Annotated in this window: 16 protein-coding genes and 1 pseudogene; 7 read left to right on the top strand and 10 right to left on the bottom strand. The window is 71.1% G+C overall.

From position 1 onward, the window contains the following. Window positions 1-58 precede the first annotated feature (58 nt). On the top strand, window positions 59-811 hold the full coding sequence (locus ACPXCB_RS21970; protein ID WP_425877435.1) for an HD domain-containing protein: 753 nt from the start codon (window positions 59-61) through the stop codon (window positions 809-811). A 42-nt stretch (window positions 812-853) separates the two neighbouring features. Here ACPXCB_RS21970 and ACPXCB_RS21965 read toward each other — a convergent pair whose 3' ends face one another. Both ACPXCB_RS21965 and ACPXCB_RS21960 read right to left on the bottom strand, forming a co-directional pair. Then, window positions 854-1786, bottom strand: a complete 933-nt coding sequence (locus tag ACPXCB_RS21965; RefSeq protein ID WP_311412635.1) for an HNH endonuclease — start codon at window positions 1784-1786, stop codon at window positions 854-856. Window positions 1787-1998: 212 nt separating this feature from the next. Next, complete coding sequence (locus ACPXCB_RS21960) at window positions 1999-2967, bottom strand: DUF559 domain-containing protein (protein WP_425877434.1); 969 nt, start codon at window positions 2965-2967, stop codon at window positions 1999-2001. A gap of 559 nt (window positions 2968-3526) precedes the next feature. Between ACPXCB_RS21960 and ACPXCB_RS21955 the strand changes: the two genes are divergently transcribed. Beyond that, window positions 3527-3988 carry a hypothetical protein gene (locus ACPXCB_RS21955; RefSeq protein WP_425877459.1) on the top strand — a complete coding sequence of 154 codons (462 nt, stop codon included), beginning with the start codon at window positions 3527-3529 and terminating at the stop codon, window positions 3986-3988. Between the two features lie 546 nt (window positions 3989-4534). Here the strand turns inward: ACPXCB_RS21955 and ACPXCB_RS21950 are convergent. Together ACPXCB_RS21950 and ACPXCB_RS21945 are read right to left on the bottom strand one after the other, a co-directional pair. Beyond that, a complete protein-coding gene (locus tag ACPXCB_RS21950; RefSeq protein WP_425877433.1) occupies window positions 4535-4678 on the bottom strand; it encodes a hypothetical protein in 144 nt (47 codons plus the stop codon). Between the two features lie 118 nt (window positions 4679-4796). Next, window positions 4797-5036, bottom strand: a complete 240-nt coding sequence (locus ACPXCB_RS21945; RefSeq protein WP_425877432.1) for a winged helix-turn-helix domain-containing protein — start codon at window positions 5034-5036, stop codon at window positions 4797-4799. A gap of 319 nt (window positions 5037-5355) precedes the next feature. On the opposite strand from ACPXCB_RS21945, the gene ACPXCB_RS21940 reads away from it, so the two are divergent. From ACPXCB_RS21940 to ACPXCB_RS21925, 4 genes are all read left to right on the top strand, one after another. After that, complete coding sequence (locus tag ACPXCB_RS21940) at window positions 5356-5649, top strand: DivIVA domain-containing protein (protein WP_425877431.1); 294 nt, start codon at window positions 5356-5358, stop codon at window positions 5647-5649. After that, complete coding sequence (locus ACPXCB_RS21935) at window positions 5646-5987, top strand: hypothetical protein (RefSeq protein WP_425877430.1); 342 nt, start codon at window positions 5646-5648, stop codon at window positions 5985-5987. Before ACPXCB_RS21940 ends, ACPXCB_RS21935 begins: the two co-directional genes overlap by 4 nt. 194 nt (window positions 5988-6181) lie before the next feature. Then, window positions 6182-6565, top strand: a complete 384-nt coding sequence (locus tag ACPXCB_RS21930; protein WP_425877429.1) for a PadR family transcriptional regulator — start codon at window positions 6182-6184, stop codon at window positions 6563-6565. A gap of 29 nt (window positions 6566-6594) precedes the next feature. Then, the gene (locus ACPXCB_RS21925; protein ID WP_425877428.1) at window positions 6595-7458 is read left to right on the top strand and encodes a hypothetical protein; all 864 of its coding nucleotides are present in this window, start codon (window positions 6595-6597) and stop codon (window positions 7456-7458) included. 19 nt (window positions 7459-7477) lie between these two features. Here the strand turns inward: ACPXCB_RS21925 and ACPXCB_RS21920 are convergent, their stop codons facing one another. The 4 genes and pseudogenes from ACPXCB_RS21920 to ACPXCB_RS21905 form a co-directional block, all read right to left on the bottom strand. Then, entirely contained in the window at window positions 7478-8116 is a 639-nt protein-coding gene (locus tag ACPXCB_RS21920; RefSeq protein ID WP_425877427.1) for a hypothetical protein, read from the bottom strand. Window positions 8117-8171: 55 nt separating this feature from the next. After that, window positions 8172-8420, bottom strand: a pseudogene (locus ACPXCB_RS21915) (NERD domain-containing protein); the annotation flags it as partial. Between the two features lie 84 nt (window positions 8421-8504). Next, a complete protein-coding gene (locus ACPXCB_RS21910; RefSeq protein ID WP_425877426.1) occupies window positions 8505-9071 on the bottom strand; it encodes a hypothetical protein in 567 nt (188 codons plus the stop codon). A gap of 200 nt (window positions 9072-9271) precedes the next feature. Beyond that, on the bottom strand, window positions 9272-9853 hold the full coding sequence (locus tag ACPXCB_RS21905; RefSeq protein ID WP_425877425.1) for a hypothetical protein: 582 nt from the start codon (window positions 9851-9853) through the stop codon (window positions 9272-9274). Between the two features lie 7 nt (window positions 9854-9860). On the opposite strand from ACPXCB_RS21905, the gene ACPXCB_RS21900 reads away from it, so the two are divergent. After that, entirely contained in the window at window positions 9861-10709 is an 849-nt protein-coding gene (locus tag ACPXCB_RS21900) for a hypothetical protein (protein ID WP_425877424.1), read from the top strand. A gap of 221 nt (window positions 10710-10930) precedes the next feature. Here ACPXCB_RS21900 and ACPXCB_RS21895 read toward each other — a convergent pair whose 3' ends face one another. After that, the gene (locus ACPXCB_RS21895) at window positions 10931-12556 is read right to left on the bottom strand and encodes an ABC transporter permease (protein WP_425877423.1); all 1626 of its coding nucleotides are present in this window, start codon (window positions 12554-12556) and stop codon (window positions 10931-10933) included. Further along, window positions 12553-13524: an ATP-binding cassette domain-containing protein gene (locus tag ACPXCB_RS21890; protein ID WP_425877422.1), complete on the bottom strand. Its 972-nt coding sequence runs from the start codon at window positions 13522-13524 to the stop codon at window positions 12553-12555. The genes ACPXCB_RS21895 and ACPXCB_RS21890 overlap by 4 nt, the downstream gene beginning before the upstream one ends. Window positions 13525-13620: the final 96 nt, after the last annotated feature.

Below are 13620 nucleotides of genomic sequence, written 5' to 3'. Positions count from 1 at the left end.
CGTCGGGTGGCCGACGGCAGGGACCCCCGGAAGGGTGAAGATCGGCTATAAGTGGCGGATGGAGTTTCCCGCCTACCTGGCCACCATGCCGATGCACGCGATCACCGAAATCCACGGCGAGCCCGGCCTGCTGGCCCGGTTCCGGCTGGAGCTGCGCGCGTTCGACGAGGCCGCCCGGGAACGGCTCACCGAGGCCCTCGACCTGGCCGCCGAGCTGCACCGCGACGACCGGCGGGTACGCGAGCCCTACCTGAACCACCTGCTGCGGGTCGCGATCCGGATGATGCACCACTACCAGGTCCGCGACGTCGACGTGATCGTCGCCGGCCTGCTGCACGACGCGGTGGAGGACCACCCCGACGAGCTGGCCGCCGCGTCCTGCGGCGAACGTGCCGGGGCGCACGACGGCGAGGACGTCACCGCCGCCGCCCTGGCGGTGCTCGCGGAGCGGTTCGGGCCAAGGGTGGCCCGCCTGGTCGGCGCGGTCACCAATCCGGCGTACGACCCGGGGCGCGACAAGCACGTCCAGTACCGGGAGCACGTGGCGGCCAGCCTGGACCGGGAGCCGTGGGCGCGGGTCATCAAGATCTCCGACTTCACGGACAACGGGGTGGGCGTCATCCACACCGTCGGCCCGAAGGTGACCTCGTCGGCCCGCAAGTACCGGCCGCTCGTGCCGGTCTACCGGGACCTCGTCACCCGGCCGGACACTCCCCTGTCGGCGCCGGTGAAGGAGCACATCCTCGGCCAGCTCGACCTGGCCGAGGAACGCTTCAGCGCCATCCTCGACGAACCACCCCACCCGAACTGACGACGTCAGCCTCGTCGACTGACGCTCAACCCCGGCTGTGGGTCAGGCCGCCTTGTAGACGGTGTCGAGGTGCCATTCCAGGAACTCCGCGTTCGGGCGGTCGGGCCGGCGATCTGGAACAGCTATCTGCTCGCCCGCCTTGGCATAGAACTGGTCACCGTTGCCGAACTCGCTGCGAAGCCGAGGGCTGACCACGAGTCGATACTTGGGATCCACGCCCAGGTAGCCCTTGTCGAAGAGGATGTGCACGTCCGACTTCAGGAGCAGGCCGTTGTCCAGGCGATGCTCACCACCCTTCGGCAACGGTCGGATGTGCGCGGCCTGCAACACCGGCTGGACCCTGTTGCCGGTGATCGCGCAGCGTCGGCCGTACGCCCCGAGCACCACGGCCTTGAACGACTGCTGGCCCAGCCGCTGTGGCACCAGCCGTGGATCTCCGTAGACCGGGCCGGGCCGATGCCAGGGTTCACTGAGGTCGAGTTCGACAGTCGTGCCGATCAGGCGATGGATCAGCAGTTCGAAGTAGTCGCCCCAGGCGGCGTCCGCAAGGTCGTACGTCTTGCCCTGCACCACATTCGACTTGAACTCCGGCGGCGGACCGACGGTGGATTCGTCCGGGAAGAAGTTGGCGTCACGCACGAAGATGCAGCCGATGACGGGGTCCTCGTCGGGTGCGATCGGCTGCCTGCGGTAGCGGCCGACGCTGCGGCGCATCTCGTCGATGCTCGCCGCGCCGTTGGCCTCCCCGAAAAGCTCCCATGCCTCCGAGATTCGCAGCTGGGTGAAGCCGCTGAAGAAGCCACCACCGATGACGCGGTTGAGCGGATGGTGGGCTTTGAAGAAGAACGGCTCGCCTGCGGTGAGCGCGCGGAACCCGCCGCCCGAAGGCCGCCAGAAGTTGACCTCGTTCAGCTCGGGACGGGCGGCCAGGAAGCGGTACCACTTCTCGTCCGTAACCCCCACAAAGGCCTTCACGCCGACAAGCGTGCCGTCATGTCGATCTCCACGCCACCCCCCGAACAGCCGACGCCTCCACAGGTGGCACAGCTCATCTGTCTCGATCACTCTCATGATCAGTTGATGGCCAACCGGGGCGTGGGGATGGATTCCACCGGTTTCCTATCAAACGATCATGGTCGGCAGAGCCGTGCCGAGACGGCCGCCCATGCCCCTCATTCGACTTGAGCTCATCCCAGTCCGGCGTCGGGGCGTGGAGTCCTGCGGCGGTTCGCGAGGATGGCGAGGGTCTCGCGACGCACCTCGTCGGGCTCGTGCAGCAGCCGGCGGTGGCTGAAGCGGACCACGAGAACGCCCCGGGCCGCCAACAGTGCGTCGCGTCGCAGGTCGATCTCCCGTTCCCGCAGGTCGCCATGGGTCGTCGCGCCGTCCAGCTCGATGTCGACCAGCTCGGCCTCGGCGAACAGGTCGAGGTAGACCACCCGTCCGCCCAGCCGCGCCCGCACCTGTCGTCGGAACGCCGGCATTCCCGGCCCGACGAAGACGCGGTCGTGCCCCCAGATCTCCAACGGACTGCGGCAGCCGGCGTCGAGCCGGTCCAGCAGCCCTCGAAGTGCGGCACGATCCGCCAGCTTCGGCGCGGTCGCCAACGCTGTGGCGATCCGTCGCGGGGTGGTCAGCCGGTCGTTGACCGCCCTGATGATGGCCGCCGGCCGGTCCGCCGGATGCAGCAACGGCCAGGCGTCGACGAGCGTCCGATCCAACCGGGTGACCGGCTCGCCGTCGCGGACCAGCACATGAGGTGGCTCCGGGGCGAAGGACCGCCGATGGTGTACGACCAGGTGGGGTCCGCTGCGCAGCCCGGCACGGGTCGACACATCCAGGTGTACCGGCTCGCCGGGCATCTGACGGCGCAGCTTCCACACCTCGAGTGCGGTGAGATGACTCAGCGCGCCACGCCCACCCGTGTAGGCCACGGCCGCCCGCCGGGCCAGGACCGGGGTGACCCGGGCCAGCGGAGGCGCGCTCCCCCTGCCGTCGGCCAGGGCTGCGTCCACGTAGACCCCGGGCAGGACCCGGAGCAGGCGTCCGGAACGCGACGCATCCTCCAGCACCCAGCGCGGGAGCACCTGCGAGGTGGCGTGTCGGGTGACGAGCCCGCCGTTACGGTCGAGCATGGCCCGCAGCACAGGGTTCACGCCGCCGACCGTGCCGGACACGGCCACCGCCCGCCATTCGCCCACACGAGCGCTGTGGACAACGGCCCCGCTGTGGACGACCTCCGCTCGCGTTCGGTGTTGTGCTAGAGCACCGGTGATCGTTTGTCGCTCACCCGGAAGCCACCTACCAATGTGGCCGGCTCCAACTCACACGATCATGAGCCCAAGCCCGCCACCCGCCGAGACACCGAAATCCGCCGGTCACCCGGGCCGGTTGACGCCGCACGAAGTGCGGACCCGCGAGTTCGGCGCGCGCTGCGCTAGCCGCTGAAGAGCGTGGCGTCGGATCCCGGGGACTTCTCCGAGGCCTCGCATCGTTCGGTGGCTCCGGCCCTCGCCGCGGCCAGGTCATCCGCTACCCCAGCTGGCGCACCCGTCGGAGGGCCTGGTCCCACCTCCAGAGATGCAGTCGGCGACGAGCGCTTGACCCTCGAGTGGGTCGAGCCCGCAGCCTGTGCGGCGAGAGCCCGACGGCCGGCTGCCCGGCCCCACCGCGAGGAGCACAGTGGACACCGACGACGCCGACGACGCCGACGTCATGACGCGCATCGGCCGCGCCCTGGACCTGGGTGCGGCGGGCGACCGTACCGCCGCACGCGTGGCCCTCACCGAGGTCTGGGAGCAGGTCGGCGACACCGGGGACGCGTTGCACCGCTGCACCATCGCGCATCACCTGGCCGACCTGCAGGATTCGGTCACGGACGAGGTGGCGTGGGACCGCCGTGCGCTCGCTGCCGTCGCCTACCTCAGCGACGAGCGCGTCCAGCGCGACCACGCGTCGTTGCGGGTCCGCGCCCTGCTGCCGTCGCTGCACCTCAACCTCGCCGACGGGTACCGCCGTGCCGGCGATGTTGCCCGCGCCCGGGAGCACCTGACGGTCGCGGCGCCCCTCGTCGCGGAGCTGCCGGACAACGCGTACGGCACGATGATCCGCGAGGCGATCGCACGGGTGGGCACACTGCTCGACGCCGGGTCCCGGGAACCCCTCGCCGCACCGTGACCACCTTCGCGCGCCCCCGTCAGCTCGGGACGTCGCGGCCGGCGGCCAGGGCCGCCACCGCCAGCCGATGGGGCGGGGCGCTGCTGAACCTGAGGCCAGCGAGTGCCTCCTCGCTGACGCCAGGCAGGTAGACCGGTCGGCGGCATCGACCTGGCCGCCCGCACCATGTGCCGGTCGAGATCGGGCCGCAGCCGGATCGAGGCATCGTCGTACCGCTGCGTCGGGTCGGCGATCTCGTCGAGAGGTTGACGACCCGACAGTTGGCCGCGCATGGTCATCCCCAACACTCGACGGCAGCCATTCGGTCATGCCTTCGTCTTGCAACCCCGGTGCCTTTCGGCCGTGTCGCCGTCGTCGGGCAGGCAGCCGCGCACCATCCCCGGCGAGCAGGGCACCACGACGTGAGCGCCTCGTCGGTGAGGTGGAGGCGGTTGGTGGTCTCGGCGAGGAAGCCGACGTAGATGTCCGCCGGCGAGGCGCCCCACTCGGGGTCGACCCACACGTGCTCCCAGTCGGCGCGCTCGGCCAGCCCGGAGTCCATGTACCTCAGCGCGGCCAGGTGCGACACGCGTTCGTCGGCGGCACCTTGCCGAGATCCTGGCCGGGCGCATACAGGTCGGCGACGGCGAGCACGTCGTCACGACGCGACCCGTCGGCGAGCTGAGCGATAGTCAGCGGGCGCGGCTGCACGATTCAGCCTGCTCCCGCAGGTCGGACGAGAGCAGCGTCCCGTCGATCACCTGACGACAGCTCTACGGCCGACGGGACGGGGTACCCATCGGGCCCGTTCCCGTTGTCGGTCCGCTACCTACGGCTCCCGCATCCAGGTCTTCGGGTCTGTAACGAAGATGCCCTTGCCCTGATGCCGGCGGATGACGCGCAACGCTTCGAGCCGCACGTAGACCATCTGGATGGTGGACGTGCCGACCCGGTAGTCCGTCGCCATCTGCGCGATCGGCGGCAGCTTGTCCTCAGGCTTGAGCCTCTTGGCCCTGACACCAGCGACGATGTCGTCGGCGATGCGGATGTAATCGGGTGTTGTAGGCATGGCGCTCCTTGCGTGGCTCGCCAATTCGATCACGAACCGCCCACGCGCGACAACAACCAGTGGTTGACATACACGAGTAAGTCGTTAGTGTTGGCGTCGAGCCGCTCCTCGCGTGGCAACGAGTTCGGCTCATCCCCCTGGTCGGGGCGGGTATCCGTGCCCGTCCCGGCCCTGTCCGGCTGCTCTGCTGTCGTACCGCTGAATCGGGCTGCGGCGGCCGAGCGGGCGGGTCGTCCGCGGCCCCCACGCGGACGACCCGCCCTTCCAGACCCACCGCGCGGAGCTTCCGCGCTCCCGCCTGCCCGCAGAGAGGATCGTCGTGGCTCAGGTGTACCGAGGTGCTCAGCCCCATCCCGCCGGCTACCCGGGCCGGCTGACGCCACACGAGGTGCGGACCCGCGAGTTCGCCGCGCGCCGGCGCGGTGTCGACCAGGTGGAGGTACGCGAGTTCCAGGCCCGGGTGGCCGACGAGCTGGCCATGCTAAACGAGACGGTACGGCTGCTCACCCAGGAGAACGACCGGATCAGGCGGGCACTGCGCGACTGGCAGACCATGCACGCGCGGGAGTGCCGGCCGCCGGAGGAGCACCACCGCAACTCCGGCCGCTGGTGACCGCGTGCCCCTCCCCCGGTGACCTGCTCGCCGTCGACGGCCGGGCCTCGGTGCAGTTCGCCGGGGACCGCGCCCTGACCTTCCGCGTCGTCTCGGTCTGCGACCAACCGACGTACGCCGGCTGGATCTGGCTGACCGGCTACGTCCTGAACCGGCGCGGCGAGGCGACCGACAAGCGCGAGATATACGTCCAGCTCGCCGGCCTCCGTCCGGTCGTCAGCCCGCCGACCCCGCAACGCCCGCGTGCCATCCGCTCCCATGCTTCCCCGGGTGACCAAGGTGACGGCGGAGCAGCTCGCAGCCGCGCGGGGCTGCGTGCTCGGGCTGATGCTCGGTGACGCGATCGGCGCGACGGGTGGCAAGGTGCCGGCGGGCGGGATGCCGATCGTCGTCCGCCCAGTGCGCTTTCGCGGCAGCTGCCGAGCCGGCCCAGACGCCCCGGCGTGCGCCGTCTAGTGGGGACGTTCGGGTGAGACGGCCAGGACGTACGGTCATCTTGCCTAGATATTCAAGTGACTTGTATATTCGCATCATGCGATCGACATCGCGTCCCGCGTTGCGGGAACCGTCGTACTTCGTCCTTGCTGCCCTACTCGGTGGCCCTCTCCACGGCTATGCCGTGATCAAGCGGGTGACTGAGCTGTCCGATGAGCGGGTGACCCTCGCTGCCGGCTCGCTGTACTCGGTGATCGACCGGCTGCTCGGCGAGGGACTCATCACCGCCGATGGTGAAGAGATCGTCAACGGGCGTGCCCGCCGCTACTACCGGCTCACCGACGAGGGCTACCGCGTACTCGCCGAGGAAGCCGACCGGCTCGCCCGAGCCGCCCGGGTGGTCACGGATCGCCTGCCGCACCAGAGCTTCCCGCAGGGAAGCACCCATCAACCTTCTATCGCGAGGATCAGACCAGCATGAGTTCTGATGTCCTGGAGAAGCGCTACCGCATGCTGCTGCGGGCCTATCCGGCCGATTATCGGCGCGAACGTGCCGACGAACTGATCGACACGTTGATCGGCGAGGAATCCACCACCCGCCGCTGGCCCAGCATCCGGGAGACAGCCTCGCTCATCCGGGGCGCCCTACAGGTGCACGGTGGCAGCACCGCGGCCCGGCCCACCGCCGTGCTGCTCTGGCAGGGCATCCACCTGGGTGCGATGGCGGTGCTGGCGCTGGGTGCGCTCATCGGCCTGGACGACCTCGTCGAGGCGTTCCAGTTCGGCGGATTCGCGGACCCCCTGGCCGTCCTGCGGGATCAGGGCATCCACGCGGTCATGGTGATCGCGGCGCTGGTGGCGCTCGTCACGGGCCGCACCCGCACCGCTGCCGTCCTGGTGGTAGCTGCGGTCGTGGTGCCGACCGCGATCTCTCAGTACCTGTTCCTCAACGGCCTGCCGCAGTGGTGGGCACCGGTTGTCGCCACTCCTCTGATCATGGTGGGCCTGCGGCGTCCGGCGGACGTGCCGCCGGCGCCCCGAGCCAACGCCATTCTGGTCACCGCCGGCATACTCGCCCTGCATCTGATCCCCGCGGAAGGCTTCCGCAGGGTCGACATGAGCTCGCAGATCATTGCCGCCACCATGGTGATCGTCGGTGCAGGCGCCTTCCTGTGGGTGGCGACGGCCGACCAGCGACTGCTGATTGCCGTCGCTCCCACCCTCCTGCTGGGCACGCTCTACCAACTGGGCAACGCCGGGTCGGCGGGGGAACTGCTGCACCGGCCCGACGCCCTGCCGTCCCTGATCGTCGCGGTCCTCATGGCAGTCGGCGCGGTCGTCTCGACCCGGCTGCGGCACCGCACCCGCGCCTGATCAACCGACGGGCCGGTCGTCAAGCGGTGACTGCGCTGCGGTGGGCGTTGACGACCCAGGCGTCCGGTAGGGCGATCCACTCGTTGTCGCCCACCCGCACGACCGCACCGTCCAGTTTGGGCAGCAGCGCCGGATCCTCCATCGGGCAGAGCAGCCACACGTCCCCCGCCCCGCCCCGCGCCGCGTCGGCCAGCGCGTAGAGCCGGTCCACCGCCCGGTAACGCGCCAGCACCGCCGCGTCGTGCAGCAGCACCGGCCCCTCCCCGGCCCGCAGCTCCGCGCGCAGCTCGGGCACGGCGAGCTGCCACGCCTGCTCGGCGTACTCGCCCAGCTTGATCGCCGGCCGGGAGCCGGGCTCCGCGATGTCGGCTCTCAGCACCGTCTCCCAGGTCGGCTTCGGGCGCGCGTCGACGAGGGCGTGCAGGTGGTCCAGGAAGCGGGCCGCCACGTTGACCGGCCGGGCGTCGAAACGCCGGATGAGTTCCTCGCGGGCCGGGGCGTACCGGTTGAGGCGTACCGTCAGTGCCCGGAACCCACCGGCGGACCTGGCGCCCGTCAGCCGCTCCTCTGCCCGCATCGCTGCCGCCAGCTCCGGCGACTCCGCCGTCCACCGGCTCGGCGCGGCCGTAGCCGACGGACGACGCTGCACGTACGACATCGGCGTCGGCGAGGTGCAACGGGTTGTCGAACGTGCGGGTGCTGTTCGGGCCGTACAGGATCCAGTTGGAGCCGCTGGAGGTCAGCCGGCCAGTCAGGCTCTTGACCTCGATGAGGTAGAGCCCACCCGGGCCCGCCACCAGCAGGTCAACCTCGTAGGGGTGGCCGGTCTGCGCGGTGAAGGTGAAGTTCGACCAGGCGCGGTAGGGCTCGGTGTCGGGCAGCAGCGCTTGGACGTGCGCCAGCGCCTCCCGCTCGTGCGTGAACTGCGACGGCGTGATCGTCGTCCACCGGCCCTCCTGCATGCCAGAGATCCTAGGGGCAGGTCAGCGGGTGGCGGTGACCGCCGTTCCGGTGGTCGCCACGGCGCCCGTTCCGCCCGCCGGCCCCTACCCGCAGTCGCAGACACCGTTCCTTGGAAGCTGGACGAAGCAGGTGGGACACACCGGCCGGCGAGGCTCGGGGGCCTGATCGCGTCGGCGCTTCAGGGTCTCCCGCAGCTTCGGCGCCAGCGCGGGTACGCCGCCACCTGCCGGCAGAGCCGCCCCGAAGTGGTGGTAGCAAGCCAGCCGGGCCTGGGCGGCATGCTCCTCCCTGGCCATCTCGTCCGCCACCTGAGGTTCCCCGATGATCCGGAGGACTTCGTCGTATCCGGGGCCGACCATCCCGTCGTCGGCCCGCACGACCAGCGCGCTCAGCGGCGGATCACCCCGACGGCGGGCCTCGCGGATGACCCGGTTGAGGACGCTGCCGATCCAGTTCTGCAACAGAGCGGACGTCCGAATGCCCGAGGCGGCTTGGAATCTGTCTCTCAACTCGCCGTAGGTGATGATCGCGTGGTAGCCCCGGGCCACTTCGACCAGGATGTCGTACGCGTGCTCGGCCCAGGCGTCCCAGGCTTCCTGCGCGCTGATCTGGTCGCCGTTCTCCCGCCAGTACCCACGCTGTCGCAGCACGCTTCCTCCTACTCGGACGGTGCGGTCAGCTCCGCAGGGAGAGCGTAGGTGCAGAGGCACGATCCAGAGGTCCCTGCCGTGCGATCCCTGGTGGCGGACCCGCTATCCCGGCTGACACCCGGGCGTCGCGCCCGCGCGTCGTCCACCGTCCCGCCGGCAGCCGACCTTCGCCACGCATGCCGGCCGGTCGCGCTCGACCGTCATCCTGCGGCCTGCGCGGACCTCTCGGACGTCCGGCTCGCCCGGATCTCGTCCAGCCTCGGTTCGAGCGCCCTGGCCTGGGCGACGGAACCGCCACGGACGCCGAGGCCGCCACGGGCCGCGCGATAGAAGAGGTCCCGCGCCTCGTTGGCCCGCTGTAGCAGGTCGGCATGGTCGTCGCCCTGGCGAAGCCCGCGAGCAACCATCTCGATCCCCCACACGGCATCCCGCCAGTCGCGCGCCGCCGACACCGTCGCGGCGTTCCCGAGCAGCAGCAGGCTCTCCCAGGCGAGCGTGCGCCGGACGTCCGCGTCGGCCAGTTGCGCGAGGCCTTCCTCCCGGTCGATCCGGTGCCCGCGGGAGTGTGGTCGCTCGTCGGCGAGCATTCGTACCGCCACGGCGTGGATCTCCTTGATCACCCGCGCGAACTCGACGTACGCGTCGAGCCGACGATCGTCCCAGCGGACACCCTGGTTCCGCTTCCATCGGGCTCGATCGGCCACGGAGGTCGCAACGATCGTGCCGACGGTGCCGATAAGCACGCCGATGAGAGCGGGCAACTGCGCGACGATGCTTGCCATAGCTGGGGTGGCCTCGACGCTGGCTGCCACGGGGGGTTTCGCATCAGCGGCGTCGGCCGATTTGGGGCCGTTGGATCACTGCACGTCGGTCGATGGTGGTGAGCTGGTCTACGACGACTTCACCAAGTACAACAACTCGCTGTCACACGCGGTGAATCAATGGAACTCACGAGTTCGGCCATTCCCTCAAGCTTGGCCACGGGCCGGAGATCGCGGTGATGGACTCCTGCCCGGGCTGTTACAACCCGAACATGAACAACAACCTGCAGTCGTGGGACATCAGCTCGTATCACAGCGTATGGGGGTGCTGACAATGAAGCGCCTTGTTCGACCGCTGGTCGCAGGCGCCGCCGTAGTCGCGGTGGCTTCTGGCGGGTGGTTGGCCTATGACTCGCTGCGCCCGGGCGAGACGCACTCGGTGCACTCGTCCTACGCGTTCGACGTGAAGGATGAGACGAAGGTGGCCGGTTTCGCCGACTACGTCGTCGTCGCGACGGTGGACCGTGTCGTCGAGGTGCAGGAACGCGACGACACGCCCTACACCGTCTTCGAGGTGACCGTGGACAAGTCCCTCAAGGGCGAGCCGGTCAAGACGCTGCGGGTGGTCCAGCTTGGTGGAACCCTCGGCAAGGACACCTGGCGGGTGGAAGGCGAGCCGCTGCTGCGGCCCGGCACGACCTACGTGCTGGCGGCGAAGACGGAGCAGGGGCGCGAGACACATCAACTGGTGGGCGGGGCGGACTTCCCGGTCGTCGACCGGGCCGCGGCCCGTGCTGGCGGGTCGGGCCCGGTGGCCGAGTGGCAGGACAGCGTCGCCCGCCAGCGGTGGCCCGAGGAACTACCGAAGAAGTCCTGACCGCCGTACTTCGACCGGGCACCTCTGGCCTGTCGCTCCCAGACCCCTAACGACGAACAGCGGCGTCGGGACAGTTCGTCCCGACGCCGCCGCGTCTCATCACCGCACGGAGCCGGGCCCTTCAGACCCCGCATCGGAGCCTGCGCCCCGCAGGTGCTGCCGAGGGAAGCTGGCCAAGTGGTGCCCGTTGAAGCGGCCGAGAACACGTCGGCGCGCCCCTGTCAGCTCGGGACGTCGCGGCGGCGGAAGCCGGCCGTCCCGGCCGCCAGCAGGAGCACCGCCACCCCCGTCAGCACGACCAGCGGCAGCGCCGCCGGGTCGACCGCCGGGGCCGACGGCACATGGGTGTACGGCGACAGGTTCAGCGCCGCCTGCGGCAGGTCGAGCACCGCGCCGAGCTGCCCGAGCAGCAGGAACACGATCAGTGCCGCCCAGGACAGCGCGACCGACCAGCGGGGCAGCAGGCCGAACAGCGCCGTCACCACCCCGGCGACCACCAGCAGGGCCGGCAGTCGTACCAGCGCCGCCCCGCCCAGCCCGACGGCCCGGCCGAGGGGGTCGCCGGCGACCAGGCCGTAGCCGAGGCCGGTGGTGAGCCCGCCCAGCAGCACCAGGGCGAGCGCGCCGAGCGTCGCCGCGACCACCTGGGTGACGAGCCAGCGGGTACGGCTGACCGCCGTGGCGAGCACCGCCTCCAGCAGCCCGTCGGCCTCGTCGTTGCGTGTGCGTAGCAGCGCCTGCACGACGTACGCCCCGATGGTCAGCGCGAACAGCCCCAGCATCGCTGCCAGGTACGCGTCGATGAGTTTCGCGCCGCCGCCCATCGCGCTGATCGCCTCGGCGGCGGCCGGGTTCTCCTCGATCATGGCGTTGAACTCGTCGCCGGCGATGCCCATCGAGAACCCGAGCACCGCCACCCCGACCGCCCAGCCGAGCAGCGCGCCGCGCTGCAACCGCCAGGCCAGCCCGGCGGGGCTGAGCAGCCCGGGTGCGGCCGTGGCCGGCCCGCGCCGGGGCGCGACGAGCCCGGCGCCGATGTCCCGCCGCTCGGCGAGGGCGTAGGCCGCCGCCACCCCGGCGACCAGCAGCGCGACGGGCAGCGCCAGCGTCCACCAGCGTTCGCCGCCGAAGGCGCGGACCTGGTTGCCCCAGCCAAGCGGGGAGAGCCAGGACGGCCAGGCGCTGACCACCCGCAGCCCGCCGTCGGTCTGCTCGCCCAGCACGTCACCGGCGGCGCGGAGCAGGAAGGAGATCCCGACGGCGGCGGCGGCGAGCGCGTTGGCGCCCCGGGAGGTGACCGACAGTTGGGCGGCGACGGCGGCGACGCCGGTGAACGCCAGGCCGACGCCGCCGATGGCGGCGGCCGCGGCGACCGATCCGGCGAGCGGCAGTCCGGCGCCGGCCAGCGCGGCGGCGAGCAGGGCGGTGGCGGCCACGTTCGCCGCGACGATCACCAGCAGCGCGGCGGTGAGCAGCGCGTACCGGCCGACGACGGAGGCGCCCAGCAGTTCCGCCCGGCCGGTCTCCTCGTTCTGCCGGGTGTGCCGGATGACCGCGAAGGTGCTCAGCAGCGCGGCGAGCAGGGCCAGCGTCACGTACGTCTCGGCGGTCACCACCGCGCCGAGGTCGGTGCCGGCGATCGGCCCGTTGAACGCGCGGGCGACCAGGCTGGACGCCGACGTGGTGGCATAGCCGACCCGGGACGCCTCGTCCGGGTAGAACTCCTTGACGCTGCCGGCGAGGGCGTAGCCGAGCAGGGGCGTGCCGAGCACCCAGATCGCCAGCCGGAGCCGGTCGCGGCGCAGCACGAGGCGGGCGAGCCGCCCGGTGCCGGTGAACGCGCTCATCGGGCACCCGCCGGCCGGTCGGCGTCGGGGCGGTCACCGTCGGTCGGGCCCGCCGCCGGGGCGGAGGCGCCAGCGGGGACGGCGGCGCGCTCGTCGCCGTAGTGGCGCAGGAACAGTTCCTCCAGGGTGGGCGGGGCGCTGGTCAGCGCGCGTACGCCGAAGCGCACGAGGTGCCCGAGCAGCTCGTCGAGGTGGGCGGGCTCGACCTCCAGGTGGGTGCGACCGTCGACCTCGCGCACGTCGTGCACGCCGGGCAGGGCCGCCAGGCCGGTCGCCGGCCGCGCGGTCTCGACCGTCACGGCCGTACGGGTGAGGTGGCGCAGCTCGGTGAGGGTGCCGGACTCGACGGTGCGGCCCTCGCGGATGATGCTGACCCGGTCGCAGAGCGCCTCGACCTCGGCCAGCACGTGGCTGGAGAGCAGCACGGTGGCGCCGTCGCGCTTGAGTTGGCGGACCTCGTCCTGGAACACGGCCTCCATGAGCGGGTCGAGCCCGGAGGTCGGCTCGTCGAGCACGTAGAGCTCGACGGCCGAGGCGAAGGCGGCGACGATGGCGACCTTCTGCCGGTTGCCCTTGGAGTAGGTGCGGCACTTGCGCGTCGGGTCGAGGTCGAAGCGCTCCAGCAGCTCGTCGCGGCGGCGCCGGTCGAGGCCGCCGCGCAGCTGGCCGAAGAGGTCGATCGCCTCGCCGCCGGAGAGGTTCGGCCACAGGTTCACGTCACCGGGCACGTACGCGAGCCGGCGGTGCAGGGCGACCGCGTCGCGCCACGGGTCGGCGTCGAAGACCCGCACGTCGCCCGCGTCGCGGCGCAGCAGGCCGAGCAGGACGCGGATGGTGGTGGACTTGCCGGAGCCGTTGGGTCCGAGGAAGCCGTGCACCTCCCCCGCCGCGACCGTCAGGTCGAGCCCGTCGAGCGCGCGGACGCTGCCGAACGTCTTGACCAGGTTGTCGATGGAGATGACGGGCATGGGCCCTCCTGTCGCTGGCGGTGCCGACGACCACACTGTACTGACCGGCGGTCAGCCGAATCAACAGCGTTGCCTGCCACCGGTCAGACGCCGTTA

Origin of the sequence: Micromonospora sp. DT62, from assembly GCF_049847285.1 — a bacterium.
GTDB lineage: Bacteria > Actinomycetota > Actinomycetes > Mycobacteriales > Micromonosporaceae > Micromonospora > Micromonospora reichwaldensis.
This window is presented reverse-complemented; position numbering and strand designations above follow the sequence as displayed.

Excerpts from the sequence above, each read along its gene's own strand:
- ACPXCB_RS21970 (WP_425877435.1), top strand. The coding sequence starts at position 59 with ATGGAGTTTCCCGCCTACCTGGCCACCATGCCGATGCACGCGATCACC.
- ACPXCB_RS21955 (WP_425877459.1), top strand. The coding sequence starts at position 3,527 with ATGACGCGCATCGGCCGCGCCCTGGACCTGGGTGCGGCGGGCGACCGT.
- ACPXCB_RS21945 (WP_425877432.1), bottom strand. The coding sequence starts at position 5,036 with ATGCCTACAACACCCGATTACATCCGCATCGCCGACGACATCGTCGCT.
- ACPXCB_RS21930 (WP_425877429.1), top strand. The coding sequence starts at position 6,182 with ATGCGATCGACATCGCGTCCCGCGTTGCGGGAACCGTCGTACTTCGTC.
- ACPXCB_RS21925 (WP_425877428.1), top strand. The coding sequence starts at position 6,595 with ATGCTGCTGCGGGCCTATCCGGCCGATTATCGGCGCGAACGTGCCGAC.
- ACPXCB_RS21920 (WP_425877427.1), bottom strand. The coding sequence starts at position 8,116 with ATGTCGTACGTGCAGCGTCGTCCGTCGGCTACGGCCGCGCCGAGCCGG.
- ACPXCB_RS21905 (WP_425877425.1), bottom strand. The coding sequence starts at position 9,853 with ATGGCAAGCATCGTCGCGCAGTTGCCCGCTCTCATCGGCGTGCTTATC.
- ACPXCB_RS21895 (WP_425877423.1), bottom strand. The coding sequence starts at position 12,556 with ATGAGCGCGTTCACCGGCACCGGGCGGCTCGCCCGCCTCGTGCTGCGC.
- ACPXCB_RS21890 (WP_425877422.1), bottom strand. The coding sequence starts at position 13,524 with ATGCCCGTCATCTCCATCGACAACCTGGTCAAGACGTTCGGCAGCGTC.